The sequence below is a fragment of the Streptomyces antimicrobicus genome (assembly GCF_020532625.1).
GTDB classification, from domain to species: Bacteria; Actinomycetota; Actinomycetes; order Streptomycetales; family Streptomycetaceae; genus Streptomyces; species Streptomyces antimicrobicus.
This window is the reverse complement of record NZ_JAJAUY010000113.1, coordinates 1-19,055: the sequence shown is the minus strand read 5'-3', so window position 1 is coordinate 19,055 and position 19,055 is coordinate 1. Positions and strand designations below refer to the sequence as shown.

The 19,055-nt window shown below is 71.9% G+C and carries 19 protein-coding genes and 1 pseudogene; 8 read left to right on the top strand and 12 right to left on the bottom strand.

Annotated elements, in window-relative coordinates:
* The 4 genes and pseudogenes from LG632_RS23005 to LG632_RS22990 form a co-directional block, all read right to left on the bottom strand.
* Positions 1-613, bottom strand: a pseudogene (locus LG632_RS23005) (hypothetical protein); the annotation flags it as partial.
* 138 nt (positions 614-751) lie between these two features.
* Complete coding sequence (locus tag LG632_RS23000) at positions 752-1,747, bottom strand: ABC transporter substrate-binding protein (RefSeq protein ID WP_226729331.1); 996 nt, start codon at positions 1,745-1,747, stop codon at positions 752-754.
* A complete protein-coding gene (locus tag LG632_RS22995) occupies positions 1,744-2,436 on the bottom strand; it encodes an ABC transporter permease (RefSeq protein ID WP_226729330.1) in 693 nt (230 codons plus the stop codon). Before LG632_RS22995 ends, LG632_RS23000 begins: the two co-directional genes overlap by 4 nt.
* Before the next feature lie 3 nt (positions 2,437-2,439).
* On the bottom strand, positions 2,440-3,120 hold the full coding sequence (locus LG632_RS22990) for an ABC transporter permease (protein ID WP_226729329.1): 681 nt from the start codon (positions 3,118-3,120) through the stop codon (positions 2,440-2,442).
* A gap of 128 nt (positions 3,121-3,248) precedes the next feature.
* On the opposite strand from LG632_RS22990, the gene LG632_RS22985 reads away from it, so the two are divergent.
* Positions 3,249-4,214, top strand: coding sequence for an ABC transporter ATP-binding protein (locus tag LG632_RS22985; RefSeq protein WP_226729328.1), 966 nt, complete (start codon positions 3,249-3,251; stop codon positions 4,212-4,214).
* A gap of 24 nt (positions 4,215-4,238) precedes the next feature.
* On the opposite strand, the gene LG632_RS22980 is transcribed toward LG632_RS22985, so the two are convergent.
* A complete protein-coding gene (locus LG632_RS22980; protein WP_226729327.1) occupies positions 4,239-5,348 on the bottom strand; it encodes an alpha/beta hydrolase in 1,110 nt (369 codons plus the stop codon).
* A gap of 149 nt (positions 5,349-5,497) precedes the next feature.
* Here LG632_RS22980 and LG632_RS22975 point away from each other — a divergent pair, with 149 nt between their 5' ends.
* The 6 genes from LG632_RS22975 (at position 5,498) to LG632_RS22950 (ending at position 10,419) form a co-directional block, all read left to right on the top strand.
* The gene (locus tag LG632_RS22975) at positions 5,498-7,354 is read left to right on the top strand and encodes a phosphatidylglycerol lysyltransferase domain-containing protein (RefSeq protein ID WP_226729326.1); all 1,857 of its coding nucleotides are present in this window, start codon (positions 5,498-5,500) and stop codon (positions 7,352-7,354) included.
* Between the two features lie 108 nt (positions 7,355-7,462).
* Positions 7,463-8,335, top strand: a complete 873-nt coding sequence (gene folP / locus LG632_RS22970) for a dihydropteroate synthase (RefSeq protein WP_226729325.1) — start codon at positions 7,463-7,465, stop codon at positions 8,333-8,335.
* A 19-nt stretch (positions 8,336-8,354) separates the two neighbouring features.
* A complete protein-coding gene (locus LG632_RS22965; protein WP_226729324.1) occupies positions 8,355-8,795 on the top strand; it encodes a nuclear transport factor 2 family protein in 441 nt (146 codons plus the stop codon).
* A 131-nt stretch (positions 8,796-8,926) separates the two neighbouring features.
* Entirely contained in the window at positions 8,927-9,286 is a 360-nt protein-coding gene (folB, locus tag LG632_RS22960; RefSeq protein WP_226729323.1) for a dihydroneopterin aldolase, read from the top strand.
* Positions 9,283-9,882, top strand: a complete 600-nt coding sequence (gene folK / locus LG632_RS22955; protein WP_226729322.1) for a 2-amino-4-hydroxy-6-hydroxymethyldihydropteridine diphosphokinase — start codon at positions 9,283-9,285, stop codon at positions 9,880-9,882. The genes folB and folK overlap by 4 nt, the downstream gene beginning before the upstream one ends.
* Before the next feature lie 48 nt (positions 9,883-9,930).
* Entirely contained in the window at positions 9,931-10,419 is a 489-nt protein-coding gene (locus LG632_RS22950) for a DUF3180 domain-containing protein (RefSeq protein ID WP_226729321.1), read from the top strand.
* On the opposite strand, the gene LG632_RS22945 is transcribed toward LG632_RS22950, so the two are convergent.
* From LG632_RS22945 to dacB, 7 genes are all read right to left on the bottom strand, one after another.
* Positions 10,416-10,814: a hypothetical protein gene (locus tag LG632_RS22945; RefSeq protein WP_226729320.1), complete on the bottom strand. Its 399-nt coding sequence runs from the start codon at positions 10,812-10,814 to the stop codon at positions 10,416-10,418. The genes LG632_RS22950 and LG632_RS22945 overlap by 4 nt on opposite strands.
* Positions 10,814-11,419 carry a GTP cyclohydrolase I FolE gene (gene folE, locus LG632_RS22940; protein ID WP_226729319.1) on the bottom strand — a complete coding sequence of 202 codons (606 nt, stop codon included), beginning with the start codon at positions 11,417-11,419 and terminating at the stop codon, positions 10,814-10,816. Before folE ends, LG632_RS22945 begins: the two co-directional genes overlap by 1 nt.
* Positions 11,420-11,534: 115 nt before the next feature.
* Positions 11,535-13,565, bottom strand: a complete 2,031-nt coding sequence (gene ftsH / locus LG632_RS22935) for an ATP-dependent zinc metalloprotease FtsH (protein WP_226729318.1) — start codon at positions 13,563-13,565, stop codon at positions 11,535-11,537.
* 204 nt (positions 13,566-13,769) lie between these two features.
* Entirely contained in the window at positions 13,770-14,330 is a 561-nt protein-coding gene (gene hpt, locus LG632_RS22930) for a hypoxanthine phosphoribosyltransferase (RefSeq protein ID WP_125640336.1), read from the bottom strand.
* A gap of 64 nt (positions 14,331-14,394) precedes the next feature.
* Positions 14,395-15,438 carry a tRNA lysidine(34) synthetase TilS gene (gene tilS / locus LG632_RS22925; protein ID WP_226729317.1) on the bottom strand — a complete coding sequence of 348 codons (1,044 nt, stop codon included), beginning with the start codon at positions 15,436-15,438 and terminating at the stop codon, positions 14,395-14,397.
* Between the two features lie 270 nt (positions 15,439-15,708).
* Positions 15,709-16,839, bottom strand: a complete 1,131-nt coding sequence (locus LG632_RS22920) for an Rv3626c family coenzyme F420 biosynthesis-associated protein (protein ID WP_226729316.1) — start codon at positions 16,837-16,839, stop codon at positions 15,709-15,711.
* Positions 16,840-16,895: 56 nt separating this feature from the next.
* Positions 16,896-18,317 carry a D-alanyl-D-alanine carboxypeptidase/D-alanyl-D-alanine endopeptidase gene (dacB, locus tag LG632_RS22915; protein ID WP_226729315.1) on the bottom strand — a complete coding sequence of 474 codons (1,422 nt, stop codon included), beginning with the start codon at positions 18,315-18,317 and terminating at the stop codon, positions 16,896-16,898.
* A 159-nt stretch (positions 18,318-18,476) separates the two neighbouring features.
* Here dacB and LG632_RS22910 point away from each other — a divergent pair, with 159 nt between their 5' ends.
* The gene (locus tag LG632_RS22910) at positions 18,477-18,968 is read left to right on the top strand and encodes an inorganic diphosphatase (protein ID WP_114058390.1); all 492 of its coding nucleotides are present in this window, start codon (positions 18,477-18,479) and stop codon (positions 18,966-18,968) included.
* The last annotated feature ends 87 nt before the right edge of the window (positions 18,969-19,055 follow it).

Sequence of the window (19,055 nt, the reverse complement as noted above, 5' to 3'; positions counted from 1 at the left end):
CGACGGCGGTCCGGGCGGCCGCCTGCGCCTCGGCCTGGGACGCCTTGCGTGCCAGGGCGGCCAGGGCCGCATGCGCCCGGGCGTAGCCCTTGCTGGTGGGGGCGCCGCTGGAGGTGCGGTCCTCCGAGACCGCCGGGAGCGCCTTCGCCGAGGAGGGGTTCTTGGCCTCGATGGCGAGGCGGCGGCCCTCCAGGGCGCTGGCCCGCTCGGTCTCGGCGGTCGCGTACCGCCGCAGCAGCGCCGCGTGCTCCCCGCGCAGCCCGGCGAGTTCCACCCGCTTGGCCCGGAGCTTGGCGTCCAGCTTGGCGCGCAGCTGCCGGGCCTCCTCCAGGTCGCTCTCCAGCTCGGCGATGCGCTCCTCGGTCCGCCACTCGTCCTTGACGCGTTCCCGGGCCAGTTCCGAGACCCGGCGCCCGGCGGCGCGGTCCCAGGACCGCATGACCACGGCGCCGGTGACCCCGGCGGCCGCGGTCAGCGCCACGAGCAGCCGTAGCGGAATCGGTTCCGCGAACAGCCAGGCGACAGCGGCGCCGGCTATGGACACACCGGCGACGGCCGTCGGCGTGAGCAGCCGGTGCAGGGGTTCAGGATTGCGGTGGCGTCCACGGGGCATGGCCTGAAATTTACAGGGCGTACGCACCCGATGGGGTGACCGCCCGGCAATCTGTTGCCGGGCGGTTACGCCTCATTTCGCCATCGATCGGGTATCGGCGAGCCGCCGCCGGAGAAATCGACGGGCCGTCAACTCTCTTTACCCCTTCTTCAGCAACCCCTTCGCCTCCAGATACGTCTTCGCGACATCGGCAGGCTTCGCCCGCTCCGCGTCCACCTTGCGGTTGAGGTCGGCCAGGTCGGCCGTCGTCAGCACCTTGGTGAGCCGGTCCAGCGCCGCCGCGATCTCCGGTGCGCCCGCGTCCTTGGCGTTGACCACGGGCAGTACGTTGTCGGCGTTCTGGAGCTTCTTGTCGTCCTCCAGCAGCACCAGCCCGTACTGCTCCAGCGTGGCGTCCGTGGTCGTGGTCAGCACCAGCTGGTCGACCCCGTCCTTCACCGCCTGCTTGGCCTGCGGCGTTCCGACGCCCTTGGGGTCCACACCGGAAACATCGATTCCGTATGTCTTCTTCAATCCCGGCGCGCAGAAGGGGCGGACGGCGCATTCGTCTCCCGCCGCGATCTTCACCTTCAGTCCCGACGCGCCAAGATCGGAAAGCGTCTTCAGCTTGTTCTTCTCGGCGAATTCCCGGCTGACCGCGAAGGCGTTCTGATCCACCGCCTGACCGGCCGGCAGCGCCTTCAACCCCAGCGGTCCCGCCAGCTTCTCCAGCCCCGCCACCGTCGAGGCGACGTCGCTGGAGGCGACCGGCGCGTCGGTCGGCGCCTTGGGGCCGTTCACCTTGGCGTTGAGGAACTCCGCGAGCGTGGCCGCGTACTCCGGGACGACGTCGATCTCGCCCTTCTCCAGGGCGGGTTCGTACAGCTCGCGGTTGTTCACCGTGGTGATCGACGTCGAGTACCCCTCGGACCGCAGCAGCTGCGCGTACAGCTCCGCGAGGACGTTCGACTCGGTGAAGCCGGCCGCGCCGACCACCAGCTTGCCCTTCGCACCGCCGGAGGCGGGGGTGGTGGAGCCGGTGCCGGTGCCCTCCTTCGACTGCTCCAGGCTCTCGCCGCCGCACGCCGTCAGCACCACGCCCAGCGTCAGCGCGCCCAGCGAGGCGATCAGCGTACGGGTCGAACTCGATCTCATGACTGCTCCGTTCGAAGAGAGGCGGGGCGCAGCGGCGACAGCAGCCGGTCGGCGGCCACCAGCACGCCCTCGACCAGCAGGGCGAGCAGCGCCACCAGCAGGGCACCCGCCACGACCTGCGGGGTGTTGTACGTGTTGAAGCCGGCCGTGATGATCCGGCCGAGCCCGCCCTGGCCGACCATGGCGGCGATCGTCGCCGTCGCGACGACCTGGACGGCGGCGGAGCGCAGGCCGGTCATCACCAGCGGCCAGGCCAGCGGCAGCTCCACCCGGCGGAACAACTGGCCGCCGGACATGCCCATGCCCCGGGCCGCCTCGACCACCGAGCGGTCCACCTCGCGCAGCCCGACGTAGGCGTTGGTCAGCAGCGGCGGCACGGCGAACAGCACCAGCGCGACCACGGTCGGCACGTAGCCGGCGTTGCGCAGCGGCGAGACCATGAACAGCGCCAGCACGGCGAAGACGGGCACGGCCCGGCCCACGTTGGAGATGTTGACGGCCAGGGCCCCGCCCCGGCCCAGGTGCCCGAGCCACAGCCCGACCGGCAGCGCCACCGCGCAGGCGAGGGCCAGGGCCAGCCCGCTGACGTACACGTGTTCGGCGAGCCGGTGCCACACACCGCTCTCGCCGGACCAGTTGGCCCCGTCCGCCAACCAGTCCCAGGCCCCGCCCAGCACTCCGCCACCCATGGCTCAGGCCCCCTTCGCCGCACGCGTCCAGGGCGTCAGCAGCCGCTGCACCGCGAGCAGCGCCACGTCCGCCACCAGGGCGAGCAGTACGCACAGCACCGATGCGGTGAGCACCTGCGCCTTGAACGAGCTGGTCACGGCCGGGGCGATCAGGTTGCCCAGCCCGCCCTTGCCGACGATGGCGCCGACGGTGGTCAGCGCCACCGTGGAGACCGTGGCGATCCGGATCCCGGCGAGCAGGGCGGGCAGCGCCAGCGGCAGTTCGACCTGCCACAGCATGCGCAGGGGCCCGTAGCCCATGCCCCGCGCCGCCTCCTTGACGTCGTCCGGTACGGCGTCCAGCCCGGCCATGACGTTGCGCACGAGGATGGTCAGCGAGTACAGCACCAGCCCGGTCACCACGACGGCCGCGGACAGCCCGAACACCGGCAGCAGCAGCGAGAACATGGCGAGCGAGGGGATCGTGTAGAGCAGCGTCGTCAGCGCCAGCACGGGCCCCGCCCAGCGCCGCCCGCGGCGGGCGAGCAGCGCCAGCGGCACGGAGACGAGGACGCCGATCACGACCGAGACCGCGGTGATCCACACGTGCTGGAGGGTGGCGTCGGTCAGCTCCTGGCTGCGGGAGGTGACGTACTCCCAGCAGAACCAGTCGTTCGCCACCAGGCAACTGCTGCGCCCGGCCATGCCGCTCCTCACCCCGAACGTGCGTACCCCTCGACCCTAACCCGGTCCCCCGACACCGGCCGGTTCCCTTCGCACACGGGTAACACTTCCGTCACACGTCACCCCCGCGCGTACGCAAGGATGGGTGGATGATCCGATTCGAGCACGTGACCAAGCGCTACCCCGACGGGACGACGGCGGTCGAGGACCTGTCCTTCGAGGTGGCCGAGGGCGAACTGGTCACCCTCGTGGGCCCGTCGGGCTGCGGCAAGACCACCACCATGAAGATGGTGAACCGGCTGATCGAGCCGACCGAGGGCCGCGTCCTGCTGGACGGCCGCGACATCGCCGAGGCGGACCCCGTCGAGCTGCGCCGCCACATCGGGTACGTCATCCAGCAGGTGGGCCTGTTCCCGCACAAGACGGTGCTGGAGAACACGGCCACGGTGCCGCAGCTGATCGGCACCCCCAAGGCCCGGGCCCGGGCGCGGGCGGCCGAACTGCTGGAGCTCGTCGGGCTGGACCCGGCCGTCCACGGCGACCGCTACCCGCGGCAGTTGTCGGGCGGCCAGCGCCAGCGCGTCGGCGTGGCCCGCGCGCTCGCGGCCGATCCGCCGGTGCTGCTGATGGACGAGCCGTTCGGGGCGGTGGACCCGGTGGTGCGCGAGCGGCTGCAGAACGAGTTCCTGGCCCTGCAGCAGTCGGTGCGCAAGACGATCCTGCTGGTCACGCACGACCTGGAGGAGGCGGTCCGGCTCGGCGACCGGATCGCCGTCTACGGCTCGGGGACCATCGAGCAGTTCGCGACCCCGGCCGAGGTGCTCGGGGCGCCGGCCACCCCGTACGTGGCCTCGTTCGTGGGCGCCGACCGGGGTCTGAAGCGGCTGGCGGTGACGCCGGTGGAGCCGGCCGACCTGGAGCCGGCGGACGGGGCCGCACCGGCGGCGTCGGTGGAGCTGGGCGCCTCGCTGCGGCAGGCGCTCGCGCTGCTGCTCCAGGAGGACGCCGGCCGGATCGCCGTCACGGACCCGGCCACGGGCGCCGTGGCCGGTGTCCTGACGCCGCAGGGCGTCCACCGGGCCCTGCGCCGGGCCCACCGGCGCGACGACGCCTGACGCCCCGCGGCGTCAGGCGTCGGCTCAGGCGTGGATCCGGCCGCTCATCCACACGAGCATCGGCGGGATCTCGCGGCGCCAGGTGTTGAAGTTGTGGCCACCGCTGGGAAGGATGATCGACGAGACCCGGTCGGGGCTCTTGACGCCCTTGATGAACTTGCGGGTGTCGGTGATGTTCGGCTCACCCTGCTCGCTGCTGGTCACCAGGAACGACGTACCGGCCGGGGCCTTGTGCTGCAGGCTGTACAGGACGTCGGCGCGCTTCTTGAGCTTGTCGTCGCCCATGAACAGGTTGCCCGTCGTCGGGTCGTCCGGAGCCTCGTAGTACGCCGACAGACCCGCGGCGGCGCCGAAGGTCCTGGGGTAGTGCAGAGCGATCTTCAGGGCGCAGTAGCCGCCCGTGGAGTTGCCGATGAAGCCCATGTTCTCGGGCTGCTTGCCGACGCGGAAGGTGTCGGTGATGGCCTGGGGCAGGTCCACGCCGAAGAAGGTCTCGGTCTGCGGCCCGTTGGGTATGTCCACGCACTCGGTGTCCCGCGGGGGCGCGACGGTCGGGCGGAGCATGACCAGGATCATCGGCTTCATCTTGCCCGCCTTGGCCTGCTTGAAGGCCGTCATGGGGTAGTTCAGCCCTTTGATCAGGTTTTCCGCCGTGCCCGGGTAGCCCGTCAGGACGATGGAGGCGGGGAAGTTCTTGTCCTTGTACTGCGGCTGGAAGTACTCCGGCGGCAGCCAGACGTAGCCCGGGCTGGTTATCTTCGACTTCTGCCCCGTTATGGCCACTTTGAGGATCTGCCCGCCGACCTGCGGCTTGGTCCCGCCCGGCACGTCCAGGTGCTGCTTGTCGACGACCTTGATGTCCTTGCTGCTCATGGAGTGGTCCACGACCTTGCCCATCTCGGTCTGCTGGCCGAAGAGGTCGGCCCAGGACCCGTAGAACAGGAAGGACTTGTTGGCCGCCAGGCCGATCGCCGAGAACAGCGCCAGCTGCGTCGCGAGCAGCAGCCCGATCCGGCCCGTCACCGCGCGCCACGTACGGCCCGACAGCTTCGGCCAGAGCCAGATCGTGGCCGCGAACAGCGCCACACCGACCACGATCGCGATGATCAGGACCGTATTACTCGTGAGACCCATGAGTGTTCCGCAGACTTTCTGATGGCAGGGCGAGTTTTTTCCGGAGCATGAGTGAACCCGCCGCCCCTTGCCGTCGTCCTAAGGGACGCACACACCGGAGGCTGTAGCGGCCTTCGGCCACATGATCTCTCGCGGAGCAACGGGAAGCGATGTCTAGCAGGATAGATGGCGATAAGTCCGGACAGGTTCCGACCAGGGTCCGCCGAATCCTCAGCGGACCACGGCCGGAGCGCGTCCCCAGTCTGGTCGGTACGGCCGTCACTCTCGTCGGCCTGATGGACATCGCCGCGGGCATCATCCCGCGGTTCAACCACAGCAAGGTCCGCGCGATCGCCGAGGTCATCCCCGGCTCGACGCGGCCCATGGCGGCCGCCGTCACCATCTGCGCGGGCGTCCTGCTGCTCCTGCTCGCCCACGGCCTCAAGCGCCGCAAGCGCCGCGCCTGGCGCGCCGCCGTCCTGCTGCTGCCCATCGGCGCCGTGGCGCAGTTCTGGTACCGGCACTCCTTCATCGGCGTGGCCATCGCCGCCGCGCTGCTGGCGCTCCTGCTGCGCCATCAGGGTGAATTCAAGGCCCTGCCCGACCCGCGCAGCCGCTGGAAGGCCCTGGCCAACTTCGTGCTGATGAGCGCCTTCTCCATCAGCCTCGGCCTGGTCATCGTCAACGCCCACCCCAGCAAGATCGTGGGCGACCCGGGCCTGTACGAGCAGCTGGCGCACGTGCTGTACGGCCTCGTCGGCATCGAGGGCCCCGTCGCCTACGACGGCGGCCGCGCCGACTGGATCGTCGGCTGGTCCCTCGGCTCCCTCGGCATGCTGACCGCCCTGACCACCATCTACCTGGCCTTCCGCCCCGAGCACCCGGCCGCCCGGCTGACCTCGGACGACGAGGCCAAGCTGCGCGAGCTGCTGGCCAAGCACGGCCGCCGCGACTCCCTCGGCCACTTCGCGCTGCGCCGCGACAAGGCCGTGGTCTTCTCCCCCAGCGGCAAGGCCGCCGTCACCTACCGCGTCGTCTCCGGTGTGATGCTCGCCTCCGGCGACCCGATCGGCGACGTCGAGGCCTGGCCCGGCGCCATCGAGCGCTTCATGGAGGAGGCCAAGGCCCACTCCTGGACCCCGGCCGTCATGGGCTGCAGCGAGACCGGCGGCGAGGTGTGGACCCGCGAGACCGGCCTGGACGCCCTGGAACTCGGCGACGAGGCGATCGTCGACGTCAAAGACTTCTCGCTGTCGGGCCGCCCGATGCGCAACGTCCGCCAGATGGTCAAGCGCATCGAGCGCAACGGCTACACCACCAAGGTCCGCCGGGTCAGCGAGCTGACCGAGGAGGAGCTGACCGCCGTCCGCGGCGCCGCCGAGGCCTGGCGCGGCACGGACACCGAGCGCGGCTTCTCGATGGCGCTCGGCCGCATCGGCGACCCCGGCGACGGCGACTGCGTGATCGCCACCGCCCACCGCGTCGAGGAGGGCGACACCAGCCCCTTCGGCGACCTCAAGGCCATCCAGCACTTCGTGCCGTGGGGCAAGGACGGCATGTCGCTGGAGCTGATGCGCCGCGACCGCGCCGCCGACCCGGGCATGAACGAGCTGCTGATCGTCGCCTCCCTGCAGGCCGCCCCCGACCTCGGCATCGAGCGCGTCTCGCTGAACTTCGCGATGTTCCGCTCCGCCCTCGCCCGCGGCGAGAAGATCGGCGCCGGCCCGGTCCTGCGCGCCTGGCGCAGCCTGCTGGTGTTCCTCTCGCGCTGGTTCCAGATCGAGTCGCTGTACAAGTTCAACGCCAAGTTCCAGCCCCGCTGGGAGCCCCGCTTCGTGGTCTTCCGCGCCACCCGCGACCTGCCCCGCATCGGCTTCGCCGCCATGCAGGCCGAGGGCTTCGTCACGCTGGCCCTGCCCCGGCTGTTCGAGAGCCGCCGCCGGCCCAAGCCGGTGCGCGAGTGCGCCCACCAGGACACCGTCACCAAGGTGCCCGGCCAGGCCGAGCGCGAGGTGCAGGCCGCGTAACGGCCGACGTACGAGCGTATGCACGACAGGGCCCCGACCGCCCCGCCCGGCCACCGCCGGGGGCGGCCGGGGCCCTGTCGTTCGTACGACAGCCCTACCCTTGAACCCATGAACACGATGCGCGGACCCGCCGTCAGGGGTCGAGTCACAGGCCTGCCGGATTGGGACCGCTGCGCGGTCATGGGCGTCGTCAACGTCACCCCCGACTCCTTCTCCGACGGCGGCCGCTGGTTCGACACCACCGCCGCGGTCAAGCGCGGGCTCGACCTGGTCGCGCAGGGCGCCGACCTGGTGGACGTCGGCGGCGAGTCCACCCGTCCGGGCGCCACCCGGGTGGACGCCGAGGAGGAGCTGCGCCGGGTCGTCCCCGTCGTGCGCGGACTGGCCTCCGAGGGCGTCACCGTCTCCGTGGACACCATGCGCGCCGCCGTCGCCGAGCAGGCCGTCGCCGCCGGTGCGGCGCTGGTCAACGACGTCAGCGGGGGCCTCGCCGACCCCGGCATGATCCCGGCCGTCGCCGCCGCCGAGGTCCCGTTCGTCGTCATGCACTGGCGCGGCTTCAGCGAGAACATGAACGCCCTCGCCGTCTACGACGACGTGGTGGCCGAGGTCACCGCCGAGCTGCGGACCCGGATCGACGCCGTCGTGGCCGGCGGCATCGCGCCCGAGCGGCTCGTCGTCGACCCCGGCCTGGGCTTCGCCAAGCAGGCCGAACACGACCTGGCCCTCGTCGCCCACCTGGGCGCCCTGCGCGCGCTGGGCTTCCCGCTGCTGGTCGCCGCCTCCCGCAAGCGCTTCCTGGGGCGCGTCCTGGCCGGCGACCGCGGCAGCGCCCCGCCGCCCGCCCGCGAGCGCGACGCGGCCACCGCCGCCGTCTCCGCCATCGCCGCCCACGAGGGCGCCTGGGCGGTCCGGGTCCACGAGGTACGGGCCACGGCGGACGCGGTTCGCGTCGCGCGCGCCGTGGAAGGAGCACGGTGATCCGGAGGGAAGGGGAACAGTGAGCCGTACCGACACCGAGGCGGTCGAAGAGACCAACACGGCCTTCTACGAGGCCATGGAGCAGGGGGACTTCGACACGCTGTCGGGGCTCTGGCTCGACGACGAGATCTCCTGCGTCCACCCGGGCTGGCCGGTGCTCACCGGGCGCGGCGAGGTGCTCCGCAGCTACGCGCTGATCATGTCCCACACGGACTACATCCAGTTCTTCCTCACCGACACCAAGGTGACGGTGATCGGCGACGCGGCGATCGTCACCTGCACGGAGAACATCCTCAGCGGCGGGCCCGCCGAGGACGGCCAGGACCTCGGTCCGCTCGTCGGCCAGCTCGTCGTCGCCACGAATGTGTTCCGACGCACATCCGAGGGGTGGCGCCTGTGGTCCCACCACGGTTCTCCCGTGCTCACGGAGTCCGACGAGGACGCCGAGGACGACGCCTGAGGCCCCCGCGGGCGGGAGCGGGGGTTTCTCGCAGGTAGATTCGAAGCTGGACGACGCCGACCGCACTCGGCGCAGCCATGGCGCCGGGGAGCCCCGGGGCCGGAAGCACTACGAGAGCAGGAGTGATGGGCGTGGATCGAATCACGCTGCGCGGGCTGAAGGCCCGCGGGCACCACGGCGTCTTTCCCCGGGAGCGCGAGGAGGGCCAGACCTTCATCGTCGACCTGGTGCTGCACCTGGACACCCGCCCCGCCGCCGCCGGTGACGACCTCGCCAAGACGGTCCACTACGGCGTCGTGGCCGAGGAGGTCGTGGACGTGGTCCGGGGCGAGCCCGTCGACCTGATCGAGACCCTCGCGGAGCGGATCGCCGAGCGGTGCCTGAAGCACGAGGCGGTGGCGCAGGTGGAGGTCGTCGTCCACAAACCCGACGCCCCCATCACCGTCCCGTTCGACGACGTGACCATCACGATCACCCGGAGCCGAGCGTGAACCACGGCCAGAGCGACCCCACCGTCCAGCCCGTACCCGCGTCGGTCGTGGAGACCGTCGACGCGGCCGACTCCACCCTGTCCAACCCCCGGCTGGCCGTCGTCGCCCTCGGCTCGAACCTCGGCAACCGCCTGGAGACCCTCCAGGGCGCCGTCGACGCGCTGGGCGACACCCCCGGCCTGCGGGTCAAGGCCGTCTCCCCGGTCTACGAGACCGAGCCGTGGGGCGTGGAGCCGGGCTCGCAGCCCGCGTACTTCAACGCCGTCGTGATCATCAAGACCACCCTGCCGCCGTCCTCGCTCCTGGAGCGGGCGCACGCGGTGGAGGAGGCCTTCGACCGGGTCCGCGAGGAGCACTGGGGCCCGCGCACGATCGACGTCGACATCATCAGCTACGCCGACGTGGTCAGCGCCGACCCGGTCCTCACCCTCCCCCACCCCCGCGCCCACCTGCGCGCCTTCGTCCTGGCCCCCTGGCTGGACGTCGACCCCGACGCCGCCCTCCCCGGCCACGGCCCGGTCGCGCCCCTCCTGACCGGCCTCGGGCCGGCCGGCGTCACCCACCGCCCGGACCTGGAACTCCGCCTGCCCGAATAGTCTTAGCCTGGAGCCGCGGCGTCGATCGGGAACGGGGTACGGGTTCAAGTGAAGCAACTTCGGCTGGGCGTCCTCGCCGGCATCTTCGTGATCGCCGGTGTGCTCTCCTGGGCGGGTGCCCAGCTGTGGAACGCGTACGGGACCCTGCCGGGCGTGCCGCTGGCGGCGCCCGTCGTGCTGGCGGCCATCGCCGCCGTGCTGCTGGCCACGGGCCTGTCGCTGCGGTCCCGGCTGAAGGCCCAGCGGGAGCGGCGGCCCGGTGCGAAGGGCGTCGAGCCCCTGATGGCGGCCCGGGCGGTGGTGTTCGCCCAGGCCAGCGCCCTGGTCGCGGCCCTGGTGTCCGGCATGTACGGCGGCACGGGCGCGTTCTTGCTGCTGGCCGGCCTCACCGAGGTCCCGGCCCGCCGCGACCAGGCCGTCTACGCCGCCGCCGCGGTCGTCGCCGGCGCGGCCGTGGTCGCCGCGGCCCTGTTCCTGGAGCACGTCTGCAAACTCCCCGACGACGACGACCAGGGCAAGGCCACCGCCCGCGCCTAGGCTCCGGCGGGCCCTTCCCCGTCCGGGACGAGCTGCTGCCACAGCGGGCGCTCCAGCAGGGCCGGGTCCTCCCAGAGCGCGAGCTCCAGCTCGTCCAGGTATCCCCCGCCCCAGGCGAAGACCAGGGCCTCACCGAGGTACAGGCCCGAGGGGGCCCGTACCAGGCGGGACGCCACCACGGGACGGTCCGCGGGCGGCGCCGGCGCCGCGGCCTCCTCGTCCACCCGCAGGTGCACGCTGCCGCAGGGGCAGGTGCAGCCCGGCGCCATCTGCGTGTGCGGCAGCTGCGCCCGGTAGGCGCGGTGGGCCGCGGTGTCCTCGCTCAGGACGAGTGCCAGGGTGCGCGCCACGTCCTGGCTCAGGGGCTCCCAGGCGGCATCCTCGATCCGGCCCACTACCGGGCCATGATCAGGCTCATTGCCTCGTTGCGGGTGGCGATGTCGCGGAGCTGGCCGCGGACGGCCGAGGTGATGGTCTTCGCGCCGGGCTTGCGGACGCCGCGCATGGTCATGCACATGTGCTCGCACTCCACGACCACGATCACCCCGCGCGGCTCCAGGATCTCCATCAGGGAGTCCGCGATCTGCGTGGTGAGTCGTTCCTGCACCTGCGGGCGGCGGGCGAAGACGTCCACCAGGCGGGCCAGCTTCGACAGGCCCGTGATCTTGCCGGAGGTGGAGGGGATGTAGCCGACGTGGGCCACCCCGTGGAAGGGCACCAGGTGGTGCTCGCAGCTGGACATGACCTCGATGTCCTTGACCAGCACCATCTCGTCGTGGCCGAGGTCGAACGTCGTGGTCAGGACCTCTTCGGGCTTCTGCCACAGGCCGGCGAATATCTCCTTGTACGCCCGCGCCACCCGGGCGGGGGTCTCCAGGAGGCCCTCGCGGTCCGGGTCCTCGCCGACCGCAATGAGCAGCTCACGGATGGCAGCCTCGGCGCGCTTCTCGTCGAACTCGCCGATCGTGCCCTCGCCGTCCAGGGTCACCGGGTCGGTCATCTGTGCCTCGTTCCTGTCTTCCTTCGCGGCCGCTGAAAAGTGCCGCGCCCCCCAAGGCTAGAACCATGGGGGGCGCGGCATCCATTCCGGGCCGTGGGCTCGGCGTCGGGCGCGGTCAGAGACCGGCGCCGTCCTCCGGGCCGACCTCGATGCCCTTCTCCGTGCTCACGGGCGACGTACCGGCCGTCGCGCCGTTCGCGGAGTTGGTCAGCTGGAGCTCCTTCGGCGAGAGCACCGGCGGGCGGGTGGAGGGGGTGCGGCGGGCCGAGCCGGTCCACGCGGGGCGGGCCGGACGCTTGACGACCGTCGAGAAGATCTCGGCGATCTCCTCCTTGCCGAGGGTCTCCTTCTCCAGCAGCGCGAGGACCAGGTTGTCGAGGACGTCACGGTTCTCGACGAGGATCTCCCAGGCCTCGTTGTGCGCGGTCTCGATGAGCTTCTTGACCTCTTCGTCGACCAGCGCCGCGACCTCTTCCGAGTAGTCGCGCTGGTGCGCCATCTCGCGGCCCAGGAACGGCTCGGTGTTGTCCCCGCCGAACTTGATCGCGCCGAGGCGCTCGGTCATGCCGTACTGGGTGACCATCGCGCGGGCGGTGGCCGTGGCCTTCTCGATGTCGTTCGCGGCGCCCGTGGTCGGGTCGTGGAAGACCAGCTCCTCGGCCGCGCGGCCGCCCAGCATGTACGCCAGCTGGTCGAGCATCTCGTTGCGCGTGGTGGAGTACTTGTCCTCGTCCGGCAGGACCATGGTGTAGCCCAGGGCCCGGCCGCGGGACAGGATCGTGATCTTGTGGACCGGGTCGGAGTTCGGGGAGGCCGCCGCGACCAGGGCGTGACCGCCCTCGTGGTACGCGGTGATCTTCTTCTCCTTGTCGGACATGATCCGGGTCCGCTTCTGCGGGCCCGCCACCACGCGGTCGATCGCCTCGTCCAGCATCTGGTTGTCGATGAGCTTGCGGTCCGAGCGCGCGGTCAGCAGCGCGGCCTCGTTCAGCACGTTCGACAGGTCGGCGCCGGTGAAGCCGGGGGTGCGGCGGGCGACGGCCGCGAGGTCGACGTCCGGGGCGACCGGCTTGCCCTTCTGGTGGACCTTGAGGATCTCCAGACGGCCCTGCATGTCCGGGCGGTCGACGGCGATCTGCCGGTCGAAGCGGCCGGGACGCAGCAGCGCCGGGTCCAGGATGTCGGGGCGGTTGGTGGCGGCGATCAGGATGACGCCGCCCTTGACGTCGAAGCCGTCCATCTCGACGAGCAGCTGGTTCAGGGTCTGCTCGCGCTCGTCGTGACCGCCGCCGAGGCCGGCGCCGCGGTGGCGGCCGACCGCGTCGATCTCGTCGACGAAGACGATCGCCGGGGCGTTGGCCTTGGCCTGCTCGAACAGGTCACGGACCCGCGAGGCACCGACACCGACGAACATCTCGACGAAGTCGGAACCGGAGATCGAGTAGAACGGGACGCCCGCCTCGCCCGCGACGGCGCGCGCCAGCAGGGTCTTGCCGGTGCCGGGCGGGCCGTACAGCAGCACGCCCTTGGGGATCTTGGCACCGACGGCCTGGAACTTGGCCGGCTCCTGGAGGAACTCCTTGATCTCGTGGAGCTCCTCGACGGCCTCGTCCGAGCCCGCCACGTCGGCGAACGTCGTCTTCGGGGTGTCCTTGGTGATCAGCTTGGCCTTGGACTTGCCGAAGTTCATCACCCGGGAGCCGCCGCCCTGCATCTGGTTCATCAGGAACAGGAAGACCACGACGATGAGGACGAAGGGCAGGAGCGAGAACAGCACGCTCAGGAACGGGCTGGTCTTGTCGGGCGAGACCTTGTAGCCCTTGGTGATCTGGCCGGCCTCGTACTTGTCCTGGAGCTTCGCGGCGAGCGCGACGCCCTGGTCACCGATGTAGTTGGCCTGGAACTTGGTCCCGCTGTTGCCGTCGAGCTTCTGGCCGTCCTTGAGCTCGATCTTGATCAGCTGGGAGTCACCGGTGGTCAGACTGGCCGTCGCCACCTTGTCGGTGTTGATCGCCTTGATGACCTCGCTGGTGTCCACCGACTTGTAGCCGCCGCCGGAGCCGACGACATTCATCAACACGACCACGGCGAGGACGGCCAGCACGATCCACACGACTGGCCCACGGAAGTATCGCTTCACGTCCATCCATACGGGGCGGTGATCGCCCCGTCCCTCCTGCCCGTAGGTAAATGCTGCTGTGAATAAAGACTGTTCTTCGGAATGTACCCCTGTATTGTCACCCGCTGCCCTGTGGGACGGCTGACAGACCCGCCTTCCTCCTCCAACGGCGGGAAAGGCCCCAGGGTTCCCCGGATCCGACCGGGCGTCCCCGGGGCCCCGTCAGGACCCTCAGCCGCCGTACACGTGCGGGGCGAGCGTCCCGACGAACGGCAGGTTGCGGTACTTCTCCGCGTAGTCGAGGCCGTACCCGACGACGAATTCGTTCGGGATGTCGAAGCCGACCCACTTGACGTCGATGGCGACCTTGGCGGCCTCGGGCTTGCGCAGCAGCGTGACCACCTGCAGGGAGGCCGGCTGGCGGGAGCCCAGGTTCGACAGCAGCCAGGACAGCGTCAGGCCCGAGTCGATGATGTCCTCGACGATCAGGACGTGCTTGTCCTTGATGTCGGTGTCCAGGTCCTTGAGGATCCGCACGACGCCGGAGGACTGGGTCCCGGCGCCGTAGGAGGACACCGCCATCCAGTCCATGGTCAGCGGGGTGGACAAGGCGCGCGCCAGGTCCGCCATCACCATCACCGCGCCCTTGAGGACACCGACGATGAGCAGGTCCTTGCCCGCGTACTCCGCGTCGATCTTCGCGGCCAGCTCGGCCAGCTTCGCGTCGATCTCTTCCTTGGTGATGAGCACCGACTTGAGGTCGGCGCCCATGTCCTTCTCGTCCACCCGCATCACTTTCGTTGTCGGCCGGGCCCGCCGGGGGCGCCCCGTCAGGCTCGGCCGTGATTCAGCACCTTCAGCCCTGCCGGATGACAAGTCTGCCACCCTGGCGCTGGGCCTCGACCCGGCCGGGCAGATTGATGGCGCCCTGACCGCGCCAGCCGGTGATGAGCCGGTCGACTTCCTCGATGTGCCGCGCGAACAGCGAGCCGGCGGGGGAACCGGCCGCGACCACGGCCCTGCGCAGCACCCGGCGGCGGACGGCCGGGGGCAGGGCGTAGAGCTTGGCGCACTCCAGCTGGCCGAGCTCGTCGCGGACGGAGGACTCGGCCTCGGCGGCCCAGGCGTCCAGGGCGTCGGCGTCGTCGCGCGAGAGCTGGGCGGTCCGGGCGAGCGCCTCGACGACCCCCTTGCCGAGCGCCTTCTCCAGGGCGGGCAGTCCCTCGTGGCGCAGCCGGGAGCGGGTGTACGCGGGGTCGGCGTTGTGCGGGTCGTCCCAGACGGGCAGCGACTGGACCATGCAGGCCTTGCGGGCGGTCTGCCGGTCGATGTGGAGGAAGGGCCGGCGGTAGCGGCCGGTGCGTCCGGGGCCGCCGGAGACCTCGGCCATGCCGGACAGCGAGCGGATGCCGGAGCCGCGGGCGAGGCCCAGCAGGACGGTTTCAGCCTGGTCGTCCCGGGTGTGGCCGAGCAGCACCGCGCTCGCGCCGAGCCGGTCGGCGGCCTCGTCCAGGGCGGCGTAGCGGGCGTCGCGGGCGGCGGCCTCGGGCCCGCCGTCGCGGCCGACGCGTACGGCCACCGACTCCACCGGGTCCAGGCGGAGTGCGGTCATCCGGGAGACCACCTCGGCGGCGCGCAGGTCGGAGCCGGCCTGGAGTCCGTGGTCGACGGTGATCCCGCCGGCCCGGATGCCGAGCTTGGGCGCCTCGAAGGCCAGCGCCGAGGCGAGCGCCATGGAGTCGGCGCCGCCGGAGCAGGCGACGAGGACGAGCGGCGCCGGCCGGGTCTGGCTGCCGGCGGGACCGCTGGGATCCATGTGTTCGGTGTGACTGGTGAGGATGTCGTGGAGTACGCGGCGGACCGCCAGGCGTATCGCTGCGACCGCAGGATGGGGACCCATGTCCGGTGCCCTTCGCTGGAGTTGGGATGGATGGCGCTCGGGGAGGTGCGTGCTCGTGAGTCCCGGAGCCGGGATTGTCACTCAGAGTGCGTCGATGGTGACAGAAGCGAGCCGTTCCCCGAGCATCGCACGCCCTTCGACGGCCCACGGTCCCTCGGACGGGTGATGCTGCTTCCCCCAGTGGGACATGTTTACGCCCCGCATGTCACCCCCGTGCGGTCGGTGCGTGCGGTCGGTGCTCCCGGTCGGCCGGGCCGTCGGCCCCTGCGCTCAGTCCGCGGGACCTGCCTTGCGGTGCACCCGGGCCACCCATTCCGCGGGCCGGGCGATCTCCGCCTTGGTCGGCAGGGTGTTCGGTGAGGTCCACACCCGGTTGAAGCCGTCCATCCCGACCTCGTCCACGACGGCCCGCACGAACCGCTCGCCGTCGCGGTACTGGCGCAGCTTGGCGTCCAGGCCCAGCAGCTTGCGCAGGGCCGCGTCGAGCCGGCCGGCGCCGCTGGCCCGGCGGCGCTGGAACTTCTCGCGGATCTCCGCCACCGAGGGCACGACCTGGGGTCCCACGCCGTCCATCACGTAGTCGGCGTGGCCCTCCAGCAGGGACATCACGGCCGTGAGCCGGCCGAGGATCTCGCGCTGCTCAGGCGTCTGGACGAGCTCGACCAGCGAGCGGCCCTCGTCGCCGCGCTCGCCCTCGGGCCGGGCCCCGGCCAGCGACTGGGCGGCCTCGCGCAGCCGCTCCAGGATGGTCATCGGGTCCATCTCGGTGGCCCCGAGGAAGGTCTGGATCTCGCTCTCCAGGTGGTCGCGCAGCCACGGGACGGCGGTGAACTGGGTCCGGTGGGTCTCCTCGTGCAGGCACACCCACAGCCGGAAGTCGTGCGGGTCCACCTCCAGCTCCCGCTCCACGTGCACGATGTTCGGCGCGACGAGCAGCAGCCGGCCCCCCGTGGAGCCGGGCAGGTCCCGGCCGGCCGGGGCGAAGGTCTCGTACTGGCCGAGCACCCGGGAGGCCAGGAAGCTCAGCAGCATGCCCAGCTCGACGCCGGTGACCTTGCCGCCGACGACGCCGAGCACCGCCCCGCCGGGAGCGGCCCCGCGCCGCTCCTGCATCCGGGCGAGCAGGGGGCCCAGCAGGGCCCGGAACCCCGCCACGTTGGCCCGGACCCAGCCGGCCCGGTCCACCACCAGCACGGGGGTGTCCGTGACGGCGGCGCCCTCGGCGATCATGCCCGTGAACTCCCGCACGTGCCGCTCGGAGGTCGCCGCGTGCCGCCTCAGCTCCGCCACCACCGCCCGGGCCTCGTCCCGGCTGACCTCCGGCCCGGGCCGGACCAGCCGGACCGCGGTCGCGACCGCGAGGTTCCAGTCGACCATCTCCGCACCACCGATGCTCGTCATGCGTCAACGGTACGTGGACCGGGGTCCTGGCGGACCCCCTGTGGACGGCGCCTCGTTCAGGCTCCGCCGCCGCCCGTCGTCGCCACGGCCGACGCGAGCCTGTCCAAGGCCTTCTCGGCGGCTTCGGCACCAGGCGTGTCGGAGGCCAGGAAGGCGAAGACCAGCAGGCGGCCCGACGGGTCGACCACGGTCCCGGCGAGGGAGTTCACGCCGCTGAGCGTGCCCGTCTTGGCCCGCAGCAGCCCGGCGGCCGGCGAGGTGCCGGCGTTGCGGGCCCGCAGGGTGCCGGTGAACCCGGCGACGGGCAGCCCGGTCAGCACCGGCCGCAGCTCCGGCCGGGCCGGGTCGGCGGCCTTGGCCAGCAGCGCCGTGAGCAGGCCCGCGGAGACCTTGTCCGCCCGGTTGAGCCCGGAGCCGTCGGCGAAGCGGGTGCCGGACAGGTCCATGCCGAGGCCGGCCAGCTTGGCGGCGACGGCCTTCTCGCCGCCCTCGAAGCTGGCGGGCTGACCGGAGGCCAGGGCGGTCTGCCGGGCCAGGGCCTCGGCGATGTCGTTGTCGCTGTGGGTCAGCATCCGCTCGACCAGTCCCGCGACCGGCGTGGAGTGGGTGACGGCCAGCGGCTCGGCACCCGCGGGCGCCTTGGTGCGGGCGGTCCCGCCGGTCACCTCGATGCCCCGCTCGCGCAGCAGCGTGGCGAAGGTGGCGGCGGCGTCCTCGGCCGGGGTGTCCGTACGGTCGACCGGGCCGGAGACCGAGTCGTCGGGCCGGCCCTCGTCGGCGGTCAGGGCGCTGACCGGGGCGAGGTTGGGGTTGCGCCCGATGGGGTGGCGGGCGGGTCCGGTGTAGAGCGAGTCGTCGAAGCCGAGGGTCACCGTCGTGGTGCCGGCGGCCTTGAGCGCCTGCGCGGTGTCGCCGGCGAGGACGACGAGGCTGCCGCCGGGACCGGCCGGGTTCTTCTTGCGGGCGCTGAGCGAGGGGTCGCCGCCCCCGACCAGCACGATGGTGCCGGGCGCCGCGCCGGGGACGACCCGGGTGGCGATCCGGTGCTCGGGCCCGAGGGCGGCCAGGGCCGCCACCGCCGTGACGATCTTGACGGTGGAGGCCGGGGTCATCGGGTCGGCGGCCCCGTCCGCGTAGAGGACGGTCCCGGAGGCGGCGTCCACGACCGAGGCGCTGCGGGCCGCCCCGAGCGCGGGATCGGCCAGCAGCGGCTTCAGCGCGGCGGCCAGGGCCGCCGGGGCGGTGGCCGGGCGGGCACCGCCGGGGGCGAGGCCGGGCAGCACCCCGGGAGCGCTGGGAGCGGCCTGCGGGAGCCCCCCTCCGCCGTGATCTGCGCCACCCGTCACGCCCGCGGAGGCGGCCCGGTCCCGCTCGGCCTTACGCTGGCCTGAGTCCCACGGACCGGCCGCGACCACCGCGGACACCGCCAGGGCCAGGCCGGCGACGGCCGAACCCGCGACGAGCTGCCACGTCCTCATCGCTGGCACCTCGGACCAGCCCCTTTCGCGATCACATGTATGCGTGAGGGACACTTAACCACTGCGTCTTGCCGCGAGCATGGCACCCCGGCCCCACGGCTGGGCCGGACGCGCTGTCACTCGTAAGCAATGAGCTAGCTGGACATGGAGGAGCAGGACGTGGAGTTCGACGTCACCATCGAGATCCCCAAGGGTTCGCGGAACAAGTACGAGGTGGACCACGAGACCGGCCGGATCCGCCTGGACCGTCGCCTGTTCACCTCCACCAGCTACCCGACGGACTACGGCTTCGTCGAGAACACCCTGGGTGAGGACGGCGACCCGCTGGACGCGCTGGTCATCCTGGACGAGCCGACCTTCCCGGGCTGCCTGATCAAGTGCCGCGCCATCGGCATGTTCCGCATGACGGACGAGGCCGGCGGCGACGACAAGCTGCTGTGCGTGCCGGCGTCCGACCCGCGCGTGGAGCACCTGCGCGACATCCACCACATCTCGGAGTTCGACCGCCTGGAGATCCAGCACTTCTTCGAGGTCTACAAGGACCTGGAGCCGGGCAAGTCGGTCGAGGGCGCCAACTGGGTCGGCCGCGCCGAGGCCGAGGCCGAGATCGAGCGCTCCTTCAAGCGTCTGCAGGAGCAGGGCGGCCACTGAGCCCAGGGCCTACGGGCCCCGGCCCCACGGGGCACTGACGGCGGGCGGCACCCCCCGGGGGGGGCGCCCCCCCCCCCCGCCCCCCGG